Below are 19,348 nucleotides of genomic sequence, written 5' to 3' on the forward strand. Positions count from 1 at the left end.
GCGATTACTATGTGTTTTTTATTTTTACGTCATTATTATCTTAATGACATTGGCCTTTCGGCTTCTTTTTACACGAACCACTCCGGTTCCGCTCTTCTTGCATAGAGTTCTTCCAGTTCTTCCTTATGATAGAGATAACCGGGATCATCATAATATCTTGCCCCTGTGGGACATTTTTTCACGCAGGCACAGCATTTGATGCAGATGCCTACATATTCCCGGATATTCTCTTTGTTGATGGAACCCATGGGGCAAACCTCTGCGCAGAGACCACAGCCACAGCAGGCATCACTTACCTTCGGCTTCACTTTGCGGATATCGATATGCTCCCCATTCCGATCCTGGGGTTTGAAATAAGGGCGGATCGGGTCGCAGCCCTTCACATAGGCAGGGCCGGTATATTCCCAGCCGCTCATCAGTTTTTCCCCAATGGCTTCGCCAAATTCCTGCATGGCAGCCATATCCTTTGCATCCGGTCTGCCTGCTGCCAAGGTTTTGGAAAAAGAATGTTCACTGATAAAAGCCCCGCCTGCCACCGTTTGAAACCCATCCTCTTCCAGAATATTCCGCAGTTCAATAAGGGCATCATCAAAATTGCGGTTGCCAAAGGAAACCACAGGCACCGCCAGAGCACCATTCCCTTTCACCTTTCCTGTCAGGTAGGGCAGCAATACATTAGGCACCCGGCCTGCAATGACAGGGGTTCCGCAAACCACAATATCTCCTTTTTCAAAAACAGCATCCGTTTCCCGGATACCGGGCAGCGTAAAATCATAAACCTCCAAAGGCAGGTGCAGTTTTGCCGCCAAGGCTTCTGCTGTCCCCTTTACTGCTTTTTCCGTTCCCCCGGTGGGGCTGAAATACATGGCCCAAACTTTTTTCAACTCCATACATTCTCCTCCTTTTCCCTCTTGCCAAAATAAAGCTTTTTTTCATCATACCTTATAAATATCCTTTTTTCAACCTATGCGCCATAGAAAGCAAAACAAAAGACGCCCAGAAATTCTGAACGTCTTATTTTTCTTCCCGCTTAATGGAATTTTTCCAGAGTATCCCAAACGGCTTCTATTTTTTCTACCTTCTGTGCCTTCACCATTTCATCGATCCGGGCTTCGGTATATTCTGTCTGAATCTTATCTTTATAGCCGGTTTCCGCCATCTGTTTCACTTCGTCTTCTGTAGGCACTGTTTTATCCAAAACCTTCAAAATAAAATATCTGCCTTCCTCTACCTGGATAGGGCCTGCAATCTCGCCCACCTCCAGTGGTTCTGTCAAGCCAAAGTTTGACAGCATATAGCTCTGATACATGGTAGTCTCGCCATTTTCTTCGCCGCTCTGGGCTGCAGGGTCAACGTCATATTCGTTGAAAAGCGCCGCAAAATCTTCCCCTGCTTTGGCGCGTTCTGCCGCTTCTTCCGCTTTTTCCTCATCATCCAGCAAAATCGTTGCCAGATCCAAGGAAGTGTAATCCTCTTTGATCTGGTCCTTCTGCTCATTGTAATATTCCGCCATATCCTCTTCATCTACGGCACATTCCGCCGCAATGGATTCATACACCAGAGAATAGAGATAGGATGCTTCCATTAAGGGCACCAGCTTCTCTGCATCTATGCCCATCTTCACCAAGTCAGCCTCGTCCACCGTAGAAATAAATTGATCCGCCGCCGCCTTAGCTTCTTCCTTCTGTTCATCCGTCAGGGCAATGCCATTGGCCGCCGCATATTCCTCTGCCGCTTTTACGCTTTGCAGGGTGCTGATGGTGCGTTCTTCCACCAGTTCATCAGCTGTCTGCCCGTCAAAATCCATGCTCCATACATCTTCCCCCGCTGCCGCAACAAAACTTTGGGTGGTCGTATAGAGATATACCATATATTCGGACTTCATGATCTCCTGTCCGTCAATTTTTAAAACTGCTTCATCTGTAAATTTTTCTGTACTGCCGCAGGCTGTCAACCCAAGCACTGCAAACAACAACAGGCAAAGCAGACTGTTTCTCTTCTTTTTCATCCATCAACCCTTCTTTCCGCTGTAGTGCATTTATTATAGCATAACCCATAAACATCTGACTAGTCCTTTAATGCCCTAAAGAAATTTTTAATCAGCAAAAGGGGCTGTTCCGCTTCTTCCCGCCCAGGCTTGATGGTCAGATAAGGCACCGCGCCGGCGGTAAAAAGATATTTACCTTTTTCTTTTGCGATAAGTTCTGTCAGTTTCACCGGGTCGATATTAGGCTGAGGGCGGAATTCCAAGAGCAGATTTCCATGCTTCTGACTGATAGCGGTAATGCCCATATCATGGGCTTCGCTTTTCACCAAGACCACTTCCAGCAAAAGCTGTACGCTCTTGGGCAAATCGCCATAGCGATCCTCCAGTTCCTCCTGCATATCATAATATTCTTCCATGGTACGGATGCCTGCGATCTTTTTATACAGTTCCATGCGCTGTTCCTGATTTTTGATATAAAAATCGGGGATATAAGCACTGATATTCAAATCGATGGTTGTCTCAAACTGTTCTTCCTTAGGGGTATCGCCCTTCAGATTCTGGACTTCTTCTTCCAGCAGGCGGCAATACATATCATACCCCACAGCTTCCATGTGTCCATGCTGCTCTGCGCCCAGGAGATTGCCCGCACCACGGATTTCCAAATCCCGCATGGCAATCTTAAAGCCAGAGCCAAATTCCGTAAATTCCCGAATGGTCTGCAGGCGTTTTTCCGCCGCTTCCTTCAGCATTTTATCCCGTTTATACATCAAATATGCGTAGGCAATACGGTTGCTCCTGCCTACCCGCCCCCGCAGCTGATATAGCTGGGAAAGCCCCATCCGGTCGGCATCCTGAATGATGATGGTATTGGCATTGGAAATATCCATCCCCGTTTCGATGATGGTGGTACAAACCAATACATCGATCTCGCCGCTGATAAAATCCCCCATGATGCGTTCCAGTTCCCGTTCGGACATCTGCCCGTGGGCATAAGTCACCGTTGCATCAGGCACAAGGTTCTGGACACGGAAGGCTTCTTCACTGATGGTTTCCACACGATTATACAGATAGTATACCTGACCGCCCCGGCTGATTTCCCTGTGGATAGCCTCTCGGATAAATTCCGGGTTATTTTCCATGACGTAAGTCTGGATAGGGTGCCGTTCCTGGGGAGGTTCTTCCAGCAGGCTCATATCACGGATGCCCGCCAGGCTCATATGCAATGTTCTGGGGATGGGCGTTGCGGAAAGAGTCAGTACATCTACATTTTCCCGCAGAGCCTTCAGCTTTTCCTTATGGGCAACCCCAAACCGCTGTTCTTCATCTACGATGATCAGACCCAAATCCTTAAATTTTACATCCTTTGACAAAATGCGGTGGGTGCCGATAAGGATATCGGCATAGCCCCGTTCCATGTTTTTCAAGCTTTCCTTCTGCTGCTTCGGCGTACGAAAGCGGGAAAGCAGTTCGATTTTAATGGGGTAGCCCGCCATTCTCTGGGTAAAGGTATTATAATGCTGCTGGGCAAGGATGGTGGTGGGCACCAAAAATGCCACCTGCTTGCCCTCTTGAGCCGCCTTGAAGGCCGCGCGGATGGCCACCTCTGTCTTACCATAGCCCACATCACCGCAGATGAGTCTGTCCATGACCTTGCTGCTTTCCATATCCCTTTTCACGTCTTCAATGGCATTCAGCTGGTCATCGGTCTCCTCGTAAGGGAAGCTTTCCTCAAATTCCTTCTGCCAAACCGTATCGGCACCATAGACAAAGCCCTGGGCCGCCGCCCGTTTTGCATAGAGAGCTACCAAATCCTCCGCCATGATCTGCACGGCCTTTCTGGCCTTTGCCTTGGCCTTTGCCCAGTCCTGTCCGCCCAGTTTGTTCAGCTTTGGCGCAGCAGAGCCGGTGCCGATATATTTCTGTACCATATCCATCTGGTTGACAGGCACAAACAGGTTTCCCCCATCCCGATAGGAAATCTTCATATAATCCTTCTGGACGCCATCCACAGAAATCTTTTCCAGCCCGCGGAACACGCCGATGCCGTGGTTATCATGTACCACATAATCACCGATGTGCAGGTCTGTAAAGCTTTCAATGGCTGCCCCATTTTTCTTTCTTGTTTTCTTTTTCTTTTTTTCTTTTCCGCCGAATAGCTCGCTGTCGCAAAATACAGCAAAATTGATGAAATCATATCGGAACCCCTTGGAAAGAGACCCCTTGGCTACCCAAACAGAACCCTTAGGCACTTCCCGTTCCAAATCTTCCATATAAACGGCTTCCAGCCCCATTTCCACCAGTTCCTTTGCCATGCGCTGGGCTCTGGTGCCACTGCCGGCAAGGATCAAGGTACGGAAACCGTTTTTTTTCAAATATTCCAATTCTTCGCAGAAAAGATCTGCCCTCTGCTGGAAAGAAGGCGTAGAACGAACCGCAAAATCCGCCATCACCTTAGGCTGGAAATCCACCGTTCTCTGGCTCAGCCCGGCAAGTAAAACGGCAGCAAAAGATTCCGCCTGCCGCAAAATCGCCGTATAATCATACAGCATGTGGCTTTGCCCCGGCAGCAGATAGCCCTGGGCAATCCGCCCCTTGACGCTTTCCTGATATTCTTCCATAAGGATATCCATGTGTTCCCGAATCCGTTCCGGTTCATCAAAAATCAGAAGGGTATCTTCCTGCAAATAGGAGAGCAGACTGACGGTCTCCTCATAAAAGTAATCCACATAGGCGCCCACCGCAGGCAATGTCTTTTCCGCCCGCAGGCGTTCTGCATCCTCGCCGATATGCTCCCGCAGGCGTTCTGCCGCTTCTTCCTCGCCTTTTTTTTCAAGGTTTTTCAGAACTTTTACAAATTCCTTGATGATCTTATCTGCAGCTGCTACGGCCTGTTCCTCTTCATAAACGATCTCCCGCATAGGGAAAATGACTGCTTCCTCCAATTTATCCACGGAACGCTGGCTTTGAGCATCCATACTGCGGATGGAATCAATTTCATCATCCCAAAATTCAATACGAACAGCATCCTCCGCTGTCAAAGACCAGATATCCAGAATCCCGCCCCGCAGGGTAAACTGCCCTGGGCTTTCCACCAGTTCTGCCCGTTCATAGCCCATCAGCACAAGTTTTCTGGTCAATTCAGATATTTCCACGATATCTCCAATTTTCAGTTTCAGCAAGAAAGAGGAAAAAATTTCCTTTTTCGGATATTTATCCAGCAGGGCTTCCATGGATGCCACAATGACAGGGGATTCCCCCCGCAAAAGCCTTTCCAACACCAAAAACCGCTGTCGGTTCATTTCCATGCTATGGACATCAGCACTGTAAAAAAGGATATCCTTGGCAGGATAATACACGCAGTCCTTTTCAAAGAAAGTCAAATCCTCCAAGATCTCCTTTGCCCGCAGTTCGCTGTAGGTCAAAAGCAGCAGGGGGCGTTTGGTCTGCTCCTTCAGGCTGTATGCCAGATGATTTTTTGCAGCATCAATGACCCCTGTGGCAAAGACAGGGGTATTTCCTTTTTCAATTCCTTCCAAAACCTGCCGAAAGCTCCCCAGCTCCAGCAGGGGTCCTGTTAAGGCTTTCATTCTGCATTCACCTCATTGGGTTTCTCTTCGTTTTCCTTTTTTTCTGCTGCGGCCTTAGCGGCTTCTTCTTTTTCTTTCTGCTTTTTGGCCGTTTTCGCCTTCTGGTTCACCCGGTTTGCTGCTTCCTTGATGCCGCGGGAAAGCATCAGCTCTACCCCCTGCACAGCCTTATCCATGCCTTCCTCCATCAGAGGCAGGTCATCTGGGTTGAATTTCGCCAGCACGTAATCCGCCAAATCCCAGCCTCTGGGCTTTTCACCGATACCAACTTTGATGCGATTAAATTCGTCTGTTCCCATCTGGTCGATGATATTGCGGATACCATTATGGCCGCCATGGCTGCCCTTTTCCCGAATCCGCACACTGCCGCAGGGCAGACTGGTATCATCAAAAATCACCACAAAACGCTCCTGAGGGATTTTGTAAAAATTAACAATTTCTCTGACACTTTCCCCGCTCAGGTTCATATATGTCTGGGGTTTCACCAGCAGCACCCGCTTGCCTTTCATGGTGCCATCCCCCACCAAAGCTTTGTTTTTGAATTTATTTACTTCAATATCATATTTTTCCGCCAGCTTGTCGATGACACGAAATCCCACATTATGTTTGGTTTCTTCATACTGCCTGCCGGGGTTGCCCAAGCCGACAATGCAGAAAAATTCCTGCCCTTTGCTTTCCTGATTTCTGAATCTGTCAAAAAGACCCATCTTTCTTCCTCCTGTCTATAAACACAACGGAAAGCCCTAATTTTTGCAAACTAGAGCTGTTCCAACCAATATCTTATTTTCTAGAAGTATACCACAAATGGAACAGAAAATACAACTCCTACAAAAACCATTCATAAGCCATAAAAAAAGACGGATACTTTCGTATCCGTCTTGAAAAAATCTATGTAATCAAATGATTTTTAGATTATTTTACTTCGTTAACCAGTTCAGCACCATCCAGGAATGCTTTTGCATTTTCCATTGTGATCAGTGCCATCTGACCCAGAGCTTCTTCTGTCAGGAATGCCTGGTGACCGGAGATAACTACTTTATCGCTAGCCAGCAGTCTGGACAGTGTAGGATCATGTTTTTCCAGGTTGCTTCTGTCTTCGAAGAAGTATTCATGTTCAACTTCGCAAACGTCCATACCTACGCCACGGAATTTGCCAGCTTCAACTGCGTCAGCCAGAGCTTCGGAGTCAACCAGACCACCACGAGCAACGTTGATGAAGATAACGCCGTCTTTCATCTTAGCGATAGCATCTTTGTCGATCATGTGTCTTGTAGCGGGCATCAGAGGGCAGTGAATTGTAATTACGTCGGAACGAGCATACAGTTCATCCAGAGTTACATATTCCAGACCCAGGTTAGGGTTAGGGAATGCATCGTAAGCGATGATGTTCATGCCGAAGCCTTTCAGAATATCGATCATGCACTGACCGATCTTACCTGTACCGATAACACCAGCTGTTTTGCCATACAGAGCGATACCTGTCAGGCCAGCAATATCAAAGTTGAATTTTGTTGTTCTTTCATAGGACAGATGAGGTTTTCTGTTAACAGCCATCAGCAGAGCTGCGCCCTGTTCTGCAACAGACTGAGGAGAGTAAGCGGGTACTCTCAGAACGGGCAGACCACATTCTTTAGCAACTTCCAGGTCAACGCTGTCGAAGCCTGCGCAACGCAGCAGCAGAACTTTGATACCCAGGTTTTTCAGTTCACGGATAACTTCAGCGGGAACTTCGTCGTTAACGAAAGAGCATGTAGCATCGTGACCAGCTGCCAGATGAGCTGTTGCAGGTGTCAGTCTTTCATTGAAGAATGTAATTTCATAGCCGAATTTTTCTGCCACAGGTTTAAAAGAGTCTACCCAATAAGATTTTGTGTCGAAAAATGCAATTTTCATCGGTATCTTCCTCCTAAAAATGAAAAAATATGATAAGTGGATAGTAAAATTTTATAGCAAACAGAGCAACTCCCAGACTGCGTATAGGAATATTGTCTGCTTCTGTTTGTTTTACTTTTAACAATATAATCTATTTCACCTTTTTTGTCAACCGTGTTCCCATAAAATTGTCAGTTTTGCCGAAGTCTTTTTTCCAAAAAATATGAAAAAACAACGGTTTCCAAAGGACTTTCCTTTCTCCTTTTTGGATATTATTTTTTTTGCCCAAAAAACCTCCAAAAACCTCGTTCAGACTGCACTATTTTTCAGTAAATAAAAAGAAAAACTCCCATTCAAAGAATTGGGAGTTTTTTTCCTGCTATTTTGTCAAAAAACTGTTTTTCCAAATCAGTCAAACAGCTGAGAAATGGATACACCTTTGTGGATGCAGTTGATGGCATCTGCAAAGATATTTGCAACGGAAACAATTGTGATCTTGTCGATCTTCTTTTCTTCGGGCAATTCAATCGTATCCAGAACCAGCAGTTCATTGATGGCGGATTTTTCGATTCTTTCCAAAGCGGGGCCGCTCAATACGCCATGGGTACAGCAAGCATCAACTTCGATGGCACCTCTTTCTCTCAGCGCATTGGCTGCGTTTGTGATAGTACCTGCAGTATCGATCATATCATCAATCAAAATAACTTTTTTGCCTTTTACTTCGCCGATGATATTCATGATCTCGCTTACGTTTGCTTTGGGTCTGCGTTTATCGATGATCGCAATGGGAATGTTCAGCTTTTCAGCAAATTTTCTTACCCTTGTCACGCTGCCCAGGTCGGGAGAAACTGCCACAAAATCTTTTTCCAGTTCATCGCCGTATTTATTGATATAGAAATTTGTCAGCAGAGGGCTGCCTGTCAGATTATCTACAGGAATATCGAAGAAGCCCTGAATCTGTGCACAGTGCAGATCCATTGTCAGCACACGGCTGGCGCCTGCGCTTGTCAGGATATTTGCAACCAATTTTGCACTGATGGGATCTCTTGCTCTTGCTTTTCTGTCCTGACGGGCATAGCCATAATAGGGCATAACTGCTGTGATTCTCGCTGCGGATGCACGTTTCATCGCATCGATCATAATAAGCAGTTCCATCAGGTTGTCATTTACAGGATAAGATGTGGACTGGATGATAAATACATCCGCGCCACGAATCGTTTCATTGATCTTTACGGAAATTTCGCCGTCGCTGAATTTTTCAACTTCGCAATCGCCCAGTTTCAGGCCAAGCTTGTTTGCGATAGATTCTGCCAGCGCTTTATTGGAATTGCAGGCAAAAACTTTGATGTTGCTGATGCCGGAATTAAGCATGTGTCTGTCCCCCTATAAAAATTATCATTAGGTTATATAAGCCCATACATTACTATGTTACACCGAAAAACTCTCAATTTCAACAACAATTCGACATTTTTTTCAATTAATCAGTCGAATCTCTTTTTTGTCCACCCTTCGATCACTTTTTGTCTTGCTCTGGCAACCGCCAATACATCCTCCGGTACATCCTTTGTAATAGTAGAGCCTGCGGCGATGTAAGAGCCTTTTTTCACTGTCACAGGTGCCACCAGGTTTACGTTGCAGCCAACGAAAACATTGTCCTCGATGGTCGTGCGGTGTTTGGTCTTGCCATCATAATTGACCATGATGCTGCCGCAGCCGAAGTTAATCTTTTCGCCGGCATCGGTATCGCCCACATAGGACAGGTGAGGGATCTTTGTACCATCGCCAATGGTGGAATTTTTCACTTCCACAAAATCGCCCACTTTTACATGGTTGCCAATATGGCAGTTGGGGCGGATATACGCATAGGGGCCTACGGTTGTTTCATTACCGATTTCAGATTCGATGGCTGTAGAAGTCTGGAATTTTACCCCGTCGCCCAGTTTGGTATCTGTCAGTCTGGAATTGGGCCCAATTTCGCAGTCCTCACCGATTTCTGTATTCCCCTCCAGCACACAGCCGGGCAGGATGATGGTATCCATACCGATTTTCACATCGCTGCCAATATAGGTATGTTCGGGGTCAACGATGGTAACGCCATTTTCCATATGTCTGCGGTTGATGCGGTTTTTCATGATCTTCGCCGCTTCTGCCAACTGCACACGGCTATTCACACCAAAAAATTCATTAGCATCCTTGGCAACCACAGCTTCTACCTTGCCGCCAGCTTTCAGGATCAGTTCCAGGCAATCTGTTAAGTAATATTCCCCCTGGGCGTTGTTATTATCCAGTTTGCCCAAAGATTCTTTCAGTTCTTTGCCATTAAAAATATAAATGCCTGTATTGATTTCGTTGATCATTCGTTCTGTTTCGGAAGCATCCTTATGTTCCACAATGCGCCGGAAACCGCCTTTATCCTCTCTCATGATGCGGCCATAGCCTGTAGGGTCATCCACTTTGGCAGAAACCACTGTGACACTATGGTGATCCACTCTGTGTACTTCCACCAGCTTTTTCAGGGTTTCCCCTGTAATCAAAGGCGTATCGCCATAAAGGATCAGCATATCGCTGTTTTCATCAATGAAATCTCCAGCCATCATAACAGCGTGGCCTGTCCCCTTCTGTTCGGCCTGCAGGGCAAAAGAAACGCCTTCCGCCCGGATGCCTTCCTTTACCTGTTCCGCTTTATGCCCCACCACAACGCAGACCTCTTCTGCACCGCAGCTCTTCGCTGTATCGATCACATAATCCACCATGCTCTTATTCAGAATTTCATGGAGCACCTTAGGTTTTTTGGATTTCATACGGGAGCCTTCGCCGGCTGCCAAAATGATTGCTTTCAAATTTTTCATTTATTTTTCCTCCTCCGTCAAAAAAGACGTGAAAATTCATTGTATACATACTTTTTAAGTATCTCATTTTTCCCCATAAAATTCAATATACTCTTTTACTAAAAAAATTTGCAGCAAAAAAATCTGTGTGCATCCATTTCCGCCTGTCCAAATAACGAGCAGTCTTTTCCCGGTATGCCCGCTGTGCACAAAAAAAGAACGGGAAAAATCCCGTCCTTTTTCATTTTATCATCCATTACAATATGGTCCCTTTTTTCAGAACCGCAGGCGCTTCAGAAGAAACCCCGATGACACGCTGTCCATCGGAAAGCACAACTTCTTTATCCAGAATTGCGTTTTCGACAACACAATTTTTGCCAATCTGACAGCCTTCCATCAAAATGGAATTTTTCACAACAGCACCTGCCCCTACGCGAACCTTCCGGAAGATTACAGAATGCTCTACCTTGCCATCAAAAATCGCACCGGAGCCCACAATAGAATCTGTAATCTCCGCGCCTTTGTTATATTTTGCAGGGGGTTCATCCTTCGGCTTTGTCTCGATATAAGGATATTCGTTGATAAAATGATCTCTGATCTCTTTCTTCAGGAAATCCATATTCGTTGCAAAATAAGCCGCTGTTCCCGTGCCAATGGCATTCCAATAGCCCTCATATTCATAGCCATAAATCTTCAATGTTTTGATAAAAGGAATGATAATATCCTTTACCAAGTCATATCGGCCTTCAGGGATGGCCTGATCCAGCAGATTGATGAGCAGTGTTCTGGAAACCACATAAATACCCAGGGAAGCTGCGTTAGATTTGGGCTGTTCCGGTTTTTCTTCAAAACCTTCCAGTCTGCCTTCCCCGTCCATTTCCACTATGCCGAATTTGGATAGGTCTTTGCCCTCCATTTTCTGATATACCACTGTGATATCTGCGCCTTTTTCTTCATGGTATTCCAGCACCTTGCGGTAATCCATCTTATAGATAGAGTCACCGGATGTAATCACAACATACTCTTCATTGCTACGTTTCAGGTATGTCATATTCTGATAGATGGAATCTGCCGTACCGCGGAACCATGTAGAATTTTCATTGCTTGTATAAGGCGTAAATACAAACAGACCGCCCTGCTTTCTACCGAAATCCCACCATTTGGAAGATGTCAGATGGTCCCGCAGGGAGCGGGAATTATACTGTGTCAGCACAGCCACCTTGCCGATCCCGCTGTTGGACATATTGCTCAATGTAAAGTCAATGGCACGATAGCAGCTGCCAATGGGCAGGGCCGCCGCCGCTCTATGGTCAGTCAGAACGCCCAGTCTGCCGTCATTGTTGCCGCCTGCCAGAATAATACCGATTGCTTTCATGATTTACACCTCCCGAACAACAGATTTGCCGCTTTCCAGTCTGCCTTCAGGATAGTCTTCAGCGACAGTCTTGCCGTAAATCACACAGTTTTTCCCCATCACTACACCATCAGGCACAGTGCTGTTCATTCCCAGAACAGTGATGCCTGTATTATAAATGTTGGGTTTCGCTTCGTTGGGAATATTTTCTCCGACACCCATTTGTACATTCTTGCCGATATGACATCTTTCATCAATGATACATTTATCGACTACAGAATTTTCACCGATAACCGTATCCGCCATGATGATAGAATCCTTTACCACCGCACTTTTTTCCACCACAACACCAGAACCAAGGATAGAACGATATACTTCGCCATAGATCTCACAGCCATCTGTAATCAGAGACTCTTCCACCCTTGCCCCTGCCGCTGTATACTGGGGCGGCTGATGATCGCTGTTGGTATAAATCTTCCAGAAATCTTCATACAGATTGAACTCAGGCAGTGTGCGGATCAGATCCATATTGGATTCCCAATAGGACTGGATGGTGCCAACATCTTTCCAGTAGCCCTGGAAACGCCATGCATACATCGGCTGTCCTTCATCCAGCATTTTAGGGATGATATGCTTGCCGAAGTCACTATCAGGGTGAATGGAATTATCTTCGATCAAAGCTTCCCGCAGTCTGTCCCATGTAAAGATATAGATACCCATAGAAGCCAGATTGCTCTTAGGGTTTTCAGGCTTTTCTTCGAATTCATAAATCTTATCGCCGGCTTCTGTATTCATAATACCAAAACGATTTGCTTCCTCCATAGGAACTTCCATAACGGCGATGGTCGCCGCTGCGCCGTTTTCCTTATGGAATGCCAGCATTTTAGAATAGTCCATTTTATAAATATGGTCACCGGAAAGGATCAGCACATATTCCGGATTATTGCTGTCGATAAAATCGATGTTCTGATAAATTGCATTAGCTGTACCTGCGAACCACTCGCCGGAATCACCTGTCTTCACATGAGGCGCCAGAATGGTCACACCGCCATTTTTCTTATCCAGATCCCAAGGGATCCCGATACCAATATGCTGATTCAAACGCAGGGGCTGATACTGCGTCAGCACGCCAACAGTATCAACGCCGGAATTGATGCAGTTGCTCAAAGGGAAATCGATGATACGATAACGACCACCATAAGCCACAGCAGGTTTTGCCACTTTTCTTGTGAGTACACCCAGACGGCTGCCCTGACCACCTGCCAATAACATTGCTATCATTTCTTTTTTACGCATATTACCCACACCCCTATCTTTTCAGGTTGTATATATGTAACAAAGCAGTTTGCTTTGTGTCTTTTATTATAGCATAAGAATACAAAGATGCAAAGGGCATCCTCTGAATTTATGATGAAAATTCACCTGATTTTTACAATTTTTAATCTGTTTTCGACAAAAAATTTCAATAAATTGATGCGATTTCTTCCGGTTTATTTTTTGGTTTTTCTGTATAAAATATAGAAATACAAATGTAAAACGTTGCCTTTCCGAAATTCCTATACTATAATGGTAAACAAAATATATCCACGAAAATCGAAACAAAAATAAAAATCCATCTCATAGAAATTGAGGCGATCCATACATGACAACATTTAAAAAAGATCAACATATTTATTTCATTGGCATCGGCGGCATCAGTATGTCTGGCCTTGCTGAAATTTTGGCAGACCGCGGCTGTATCGTTTCCGGTACGGATATCAAAGAATCCCCTGTAACGAAACATCTGCAAACCCTTGGCATCCACATCAATTTCGGCCATAAAGCAGAAAATATTACAGACGATGTGGATTTAGTCGTTTACACAGCAGCCATCCACCCCGATAACCCAGAATATCAGGCGGCAATAGCAAAAAACATTCCTTTGATGGACAGAGCCCATCTGTTGGGGGAAATTATGGCGGAATATAACAATTCTGTTGCAGTGGCCGGCACCCACGGCAAAACCACCACAACCTCCATGGTATCGGAAATCCTGCTGGCGGCAAAGGCAGACCCTACCATCACCGTCGGCGGCATCCTGCCCACCATTGGCAGCAATCTGAAGATCGGACATTCGCCTTATTTTGTAGCAGAGGCCTGTGAATATTTTGACAGTTTCCTGCAATTCAAACCTATGGTAGCTGTTATTTTAAATGTAGAAAGCGATCATTTGGATTATTTCAAAAACCTGGCAAGCATTCGTCGTTCCTTCCATGCCTTTGCTCAGCGCGTACCCGCCAAGGGCGCAGTCATCATCAATCAGGGGATCGATAACCTGGCTGAACTGACGGCAGATCTGGGCTGCAATGTAGAAACCTTTGGCCTGGAAAACAACGCCGACTGGCAGGCGAAAAACATCATTCACGAACCCGATGGCAAAAACACCTTTGACGTATCTTATAAAGGAAAGCTTTTCGGCAAATTCCACCTGAACGTACCCGGCGATCATAACATTATGAATGCATTGGCAGCTATTGCCTCTGCCCATTTTCTGGGGGTTTCTCCGGAGGATTGCCGCAAGGGGCTGCTGCATTTCACCGGCACAGAACGCCGTTTCCAGCGGAAGGGGGAAAAGAACGGCATTGTTGTCATCGATGACTATGCCCACCACCCCACAGAAATTCGGGCAGCCTTGGCAGCTGCCAAAAAGGTGCAGCACAAAACCACATGGTGCGTATTCCAGCCCCATACTTATTCCAGAACAAAGTTCTTATTCGATGAATTTGGCGAGGCCTTCAGCGATGCGGACGAAATCATCATTGCCGATATCTACGCCGCTAGGGAGATTGATGACGGCTCCATTTCCGCTAAAATGCTGGCAGAACGTATCGTAAAAGCAGGCAAATCCGCACGATATGTAGGCAATTTTGAAGCCATCCGCAGCTATCTGGAAGAACACTGCCAGAGTGGCGATTTACTGTTGACAGTCGGCGCCGGGGATGTGTTCAAAATCGGCGAAGCGTTTTTGAAGTAAAGACCTTGGGGACTCCGTCCCCAACACCCCTGCTTAGGGGATAATCCCCTAAGAACACTACTTGCAACAAACTCCGTTTGTTGCGAAAGGAAAATAAAATGAACGATAAAAAAGACTGCTTCCGGATAAAAGAAGCAGTCTTTTTTCAATTCAGCTTAATTTCAATTTTTTCAAGGCGTTCTTTCAGCTTTGTAAATTTTTCATTATTATGGTTTGTATAGATAGGCTCTCCTCTTCCATCCTGATCCAAAGCAGCCAGTGTTTTATAAAAATTTTCTTTTCCATTTATCTCATAAATGATACGCACTGTATCTGACCGAAAATCAAGGCCGACTATTTCTCCCATCATAAATGCTTCTTTCAATTCAAAATTTTCAGGAAAATATTTTCCTGCCAAAGCAGTACATTCTTCTATATCCAGCAGCACATATTCTTCCCACTGGGGCAAAAAAGATTCCTGCACCATATCCAGTTCCAAAACGGCATCCCGCAAAAGATAATCTTCTTCTGTGATTTCCAGCATCGGAATCTCTTTTGCTGCCTGTGCCTTCGTCAGTTCCTTTTCTTCCGTGGTATAAGTTCTGGAAATAGAGTAATTTCTGAAAAACAGCAAAACAAGAATCGTTATCGCAACTACGGAAAAACCGATGATATTTTCTTTTTTCATATTATGCCCCCTCTTTCCGCAATCAAATTTCACCGAATTTTTTTATTGGAGTCGCTATCTGGCAGGACGATTTCATCATCCAGCTTTACAAAAACCATATCTTTGCCCTCAAGGTTCAGCACAATACCATTTTTCTGCAAATAGATATCCTGCTTTTCCATGCCTTCACCACCCAGGATATAATGATAAGCGGATTTGCTTTCACTGGTGCCTTCCATAAAATAAGCAGTCTTTTCATTATACAGGCAGAATGTATCTCCATAAACCGCTATGCGGTAGGGCTGTTCTTTGGATAAATTTCCCTTTTCATCCACATAACCATAAGTGCCGCTGAAAATGTTATAATTGGGAAGAAAATCCAACTGCTCTGCCGTCATACGGTCATTGGCTTTTGCCTTTGCAAGGGAATCGCAAATCTCCATAGTCGAATCAGATGTTTTCACAAAATAAATGTCTTCTTTGCCTAAACGGAATATAAATTTTTTTGCTTTCTCATCAAAAGTAATGATTTGTTCCTCAATGTGCTTTCCTTTCATCCGGTATTGGTGGTCGCCCGCCTGTTCATAGGTTCCATAGAGGAAAAGCCCAGTCTCCTCGTTAAATACATGAAAATCCCTGTCATCTACAGATAAATACATATTTGCCGTCATTCCCATGGCTTCCGTATCAATGCTATATGTCCCCCGAAAAGCATTGCTCAGGGGCATTGGTACCTGCATCACCTGATAAATCCCCACACAGCACAAAACCACTGCCAAAAAACCGATGATTGTACTCTTTTTCATATCAATTCCCCCTTTATCCTTTTTTCAGCACAACAGCCCTTCCCTTTTTTTCAGCATAACAAAAACAGCATCCCTTGTCTACAGGAGTGCTGTTTTCATTTCTTACGATATTCTTAATCTTCAGGAAAAATCACTGTGCTTTCCACATCTGTTTCTTCGCCACTTTCCTCAACCTGATTCACAATACCTGTCTGCTGTTCCGCCTCTTCCGCTTCCTTGGCCGCTTTCTTTTCCTGATGCCCATCAATCAAAATGAACAACGCCAAAAACCAACAGACGATACCGATAAATCTCAAGATTTTTGTTCTTTTCAAAATAATCCCCCCTCATACAATCATTTCCCAAGCAAAGGTCTTAGGGAACAGCGTCCCCCAAAAATCACTTATGATATGGCTCATTTCTCTGGATACGCTCAGAACGGTAAATCTGCTCCAGCAAAACCACCCGCATCATCTGGTGGGGAAATGTCATCCTGGAAAAGCTCAATGCAAAATCCGCCCTTTGCATCACCGCCGGCGACAGCCCCAAAGAACCGCCAATGATAAACACCATATGGCTGACACCGCCAACGCCTTTCTTCGCCATAAAATCCGCCAGTTCTTCCGAAGAAAGCTGCTTCCCTTCCACCGCCAGCGCCACCACAAAGGCATCCTCCTTCACATTTTTCAGGATACGCTGTCCTTCTTTTTCCTTGACCTCTGCCTCCTGAGCAGGGCTCATGGTCTCCGGTGCCTTTTCATCTGCCAGCTCGATGATCTCCAGCTTCATGTAGCGGCTGAGGCGCTTGCTATACTCTGCAATGGCATCCCGCCAATACTTTTCTTTCAATTTTCCCACACAAACGATCGTAACCTTCATGACGGCCTCCTGTTACAGTTCCACCTTCACGCCGTTTTGGAAGCGGCTGGCCATATCCATTCTCAGGTGTGTGCCTACCTTAATCTGCTTCTTCCGCAAAATTTCTTCCACCGTTTCATAGGCAAGATGGGGATTATTGTTTTCCTCGCTGAGATGACCAAGGAACACGTATTTCGTCTTTCCCGTCATCACCTCCGCCAAAAGCTCCCCTGCGGCAACATTGGAAAGGTGCCCCCTTTCGCCTAGAATGCGCTGTTTCAAATGCCAGGGGTAACTGCCCTTCCGCAGCATATCGATATCATGATTGGATTCCAAAAGCAGCAGATCGCTTCCTTCGATGCTTTCCCGGATCGTATCCGTTACATGGCCAATATCCGTCGCCAGGGTAATTTTCTTTTCCCCGCTGAAAATGCTGTAACCCACGGGTTCTGCCGCATCATGGGGAATGGCAAAGGGCTTCACACAGATATCATTGACGGCACAAATTTCATCGGCATAAATGATCCGCTTATTGCTGGGCGCAATTTTCCCCAAGCTGCCTTCCATAGCTGCCCATGTATCCGCTGTAGCAAAAACAGGGATATCAAATCTTCTGGAAAGAATGCCCGCCCCTTTGATATGATCTATGTGCTCATGGGTAATGAAAAGAGCATCGATCTCGTTGCCTGTCAGCTTCAGTTCCGCCAGTCCTTCTTCGATCTTCTTGCCGCTGATGCCCGCATCGATCAGTATTTTTGTATAGTTCGTGCCAATATATGTACAGTTGCCGCTGCTTCCGCTGGCGATGGTGCAAAATTCCAGCTGCAAGATGATCACCTCTTTTCAAAAAATAAGCCTCGGACTTTTCATCCGAAGCCTATGCTGTTCTCTTGATTATTCCTCCGTAATACGGGTGATATCCGCACCCATGGCTCTGAATTTTTCTTCGACATCTTCATAGCCTCTGTCGATATAGCGCACTCCATCAATAATGGTTTCGCCTTCCGCCGCCAATGCCGCCAAGATCATGGCCGCGCCTGCCCGCAAATCTGTTGCGGAAACCTCTGCGCCACGGAAATTTTTGATACCATGAATGGTTGCCACTCTGCCGTTAATCTCCACATCTGCGCCAAGTTTACGCAGCTCATCCATGTACTGATAACGGTTTTCCCAGACATTTTCTGTCAGCACGCTGGTACCGTTGCAAACTGCCAGCAATGTGGCGATCTGCGGCTGCAGGTCCGTAGGAAAGCCGGGATATGCCATGGTCCGCACATTGACTGCCCGCAGGGGTTCATCCGCCATAACACGGATAGAATCTTCCCATTCTGCTACTTTTACATTCATTTCATCCAGCTTTGCTGTCAGGGAATCCATATGCTTGGGAATGATATTTTTCACCAGCACATCGCCCCCTGTGATAGCTGCCGCAATCATGTAGGTGCCTGCTTCGATCTGGTCGGGAATGATGGTATACTGGGCACCTTTCAGCTCTGGTACCCCTTTGATGCGGATCACATCTGTCCCTGCGCCTTTGATATTCGCCCCCATCATGTTCAGATAGTTTGCCGTATCTACAACATGGGGTTCTTTTGCCGCATTTTCGATAGTCGTCACGCCTTCTGCCATGGTCGCCGCCAGCATGACATTGATGGTAGCGCCAACACTCACCTGGTCCATATAAATCGATGTTCCCACCAATTTTTCCGCATAGGCCTTCACCATGCCGTCTTCTTCGATGACAGTGGCACCCAAAGCGCGGAAGCCTTTCAGGTGCAGATCGATGGGGCGTCTGCCAAAATTGCAGCCGCCGGGCATTGCCACTTCCGCTTTTTTATAACGAGCCAGCAATGCGCCGATCAAATAATAAGAAGCACGCATTTTCTGCACGCCTTCGAAGGTGGCTTGATAGCTTACCCCTTCGTTGCAATCGATCTCCAATGTGTGTTTATCCAAAAATCTGCATTTGCCGCCCATTTCTTCAATGGTATGGCAGATATTTCTTACGTCCTCAATGCTGGGAAGATTTTCCAGAACACTGACACCAGTTGCCATCACCGCCGCAGGAATGACTGCCACCGCCGCATTCTTTGCTCCGCTGATGGTTACTTCCCCAGTCAATCTTTTACGACCTCTTACAACCAATTTATCCATAAAAACATACATCCTTCCAATGAGTTCCAAAGGACAATATATATCATCTGAACGGGCAGAACTGCCGCCGTTCCTCAAAAAATAGTCGTTTTCTTTATATTTCGCCCTATAACATTAGAATTATATCACGAAAACGGTTCAGTGCAAAGTATTTTTTTCATTGAGCCTTTTATTTTCAAGGAAACCAGTAAACTGCACTACAAAAACCGGATTTGAACCGACGTTGCCCGGAGCCTTGGCTCATTCCACGCCTTCGTAAACAAA

16 protein-coding genes are annotated in these 19,348 nt (G+C 45.8%); 1 reads left to right on the forward strand and 15 read right to left on the reverse strand.

The window, feature by feature from the left end:
* Positions 1-68: 68 nt before the first annotated feature.
* From ACI39P_RS03935 to ACI39P_RS03975, 9 genes are all read right to left on the reverse strand, one after another.
* Entirely contained in the window at positions 69-890 is an 822-nt protein-coding gene (locus ACI39P_RS03935; protein ID WP_439719394.1) for a 4Fe-4S binding protein, read from the reverse strand.
* A 140-nt stretch (positions 891-1,030) separates the two neighbouring features.
* Positions 1,031-2,008, reverse strand: a complete 978-nt coding sequence (locus ACI39P_RS03940; protein WP_439719395.1) for a peptidyl-prolyl cis-trans isomerase — start codon at positions 2,006-2,008, stop codon at positions 1,031-1,033.
* Between the two features lie 59 nt (positions 2,009-2,067).
* The gene (gene mfd, locus ACI39P_RS03945) at positions 2,068-5,574 is read right to left on the reverse strand and encodes a transcription-repair coupling factor (protein WP_439719396.1); all 3,507 of its coding nucleotides are present in this window, start codon (positions 5,572-5,574) and stop codon (positions 2,068-2,070) included.
* Complete coding sequence (gene pth / locus ACI39P_RS03950) at positions 5,571-6,281, reverse strand: aminoacyl-tRNA hydrolase (protein ID WP_439719397.1); 711 nt, start codon at positions 6,279-6,281, stop codon at positions 5,571-5,573. The genes mfd and pth overlap by 4 nt, the downstream gene beginning before the upstream one ends.
* 205 nt (positions 6,282-6,486) lie before the next feature.
* Positions 6,487-7,467, reverse strand: coding sequence for an NAD(P)-dependent oxidoreductase (locus ACI39P_RS03955; protein WP_439719398.1), 981 nt, complete (start codon positions 7,465-7,467; stop codon positions 6,487-6,489).
* A 387-nt stretch (positions 7,468-7,854) separates the two neighbouring features.
* Complete coding sequence (locus tag ACI39P_RS03960) at positions 7,855-8,817, reverse strand: ribose-phosphate diphosphokinase (protein ID WP_439719399.1); 963 nt, start codon at positions 8,815-8,817, stop codon at positions 7,855-7,857.
* Between the two features lie 110 nt (positions 8,818-8,927).
* Positions 8,928-10,295 (reverse strand): bifunctional UDP-N-acetylglucosamine diphosphorylase/glucosamine-1-phosphate N-acetyltransferase GlmU, encoded by a 1,368-nt coding sequence (gene glmU / locus ACI39P_RS03965; protein WP_439719400.1) that lies wholly within the window; start codon positions 10,293-10,295, stop codon positions 8,928-8,930.
* A 235-nt stretch (positions 10,296-10,530) separates the two neighbouring features.
* A complete protein-coding gene (gene glgD / locus ACI39P_RS03970) occupies positions 10,531-11,649 on the reverse strand; it encodes a glucose-1-phosphate adenylyltransferase subunit GlgD (RefSeq protein ID WP_439719401.1) in 1,119 nt (372 codons plus the stop codon).
* Positions 11,650-11,652: 3 nt separating this feature from the next.
* The gene (locus ACI39P_RS03975) at positions 11,653-12,924 is read right to left on the reverse strand and encodes a glucose-1-phosphate adenylyltransferase (protein WP_439719402.1); all 1,272 of its coding nucleotides are present in this window, start codon (positions 12,922-12,924) and stop codon (positions 11,653-11,655) included.
* 346 nt (positions 12,925-13,270) lie between these two features.
* Between ACI39P_RS03975 and murC the strand changes: the two genes are divergently transcribed.
* The gene (gene murC, locus ACI39P_RS03980; RefSeq protein WP_439719403.1) at positions 13,271-14,641 is read left to right on the forward strand and encodes a UDP-N-acetylmuramate--L-alanine ligase; all 1,371 of its coding nucleotides are present in this window, start codon (positions 13,271-13,273) and stop codon (positions 14,639-14,641) included.
* Between the two features lie 145 nt (positions 14,642-14,786).
* Here murC and ACI39P_RS03985 read toward each other — a convergent pair whose 3' ends face one another.
* The 6 genes from ACI39P_RS03985 to ACI39P_RS04010 form a co-directional block, all read right to left on the reverse strand.
* Positions 14,787-15,308 (reverse strand): hypothetical protein, encoded by a 522-nt coding sequence (locus tag ACI39P_RS03985; protein ID WP_439719404.1) that lies wholly within the window; start codon positions 15,306-15,308, stop codon positions 14,787-14,789.
* Positions 15,309-15,337: 29 nt separating this feature from the next.
* Positions 15,338-16,093 (reverse strand): hypothetical protein, encoded by a 756-nt coding sequence (locus ACI39P_RS03990; protein WP_439719405.1) that lies wholly within the window; start codon positions 16,091-16,093, stop codon positions 15,338-15,340.
* 113 nt (positions 16,094-16,206) lie between these two features.
* On the reverse strand, positions 16,207-16,407 hold the full coding sequence (locus ACI39P_RS03995) for a hypothetical protein (protein ID WP_439719406.1): 201 nt from the start codon (positions 16,405-16,407) through the stop codon (positions 16,207-16,209).
* A gap of 64 nt (positions 16,408-16,471) precedes the next feature.
* Positions 16,472-16,951: a 23S rRNA (pseudouridine(1915)-N(3))-methyltransferase RlmH gene (gene rlmH, locus ACI39P_RS04000; RefSeq protein WP_439719407.1), complete on the reverse strand. Its 480-nt coding sequence runs from the start codon at positions 16,949-16,951 to the stop codon at positions 16,472-16,474.
* 12 nt (positions 16,952-16,963) lie between these two features.
* Positions 16,964-17,758: an MBL fold metallo-hydrolase gene (locus ACI39P_RS04005; protein ID WP_439719408.1), complete on the reverse strand. Its 795-nt coding sequence runs from the start codon at positions 17,756-17,758 to the stop codon at positions 16,964-16,966.
* 66 nt (positions 17,759-17,824) lie between these two features.
* Positions 17,825-19,084, reverse strand: a complete 1,260-nt coding sequence (locus tag ACI39P_RS04010) for a UDP-N-acetylglucosamine 1-carboxyvinyltransferase (RefSeq protein WP_439719409.1) — start codon at positions 19,082-19,084, stop codon at positions 17,825-17,827.
* Positions 19,085-19,348: the final 264 nt, after the last annotated feature.

Origin of the sequence: Anaerotignum sp. (assembly GCF_051877975.1) — a bacterium.
Classification (GTDB): domain Bacteria; phylum Bacillota; class Clostridia; order Lachnospirales; family Anaerotignaceae; genus Anaerotignum_A.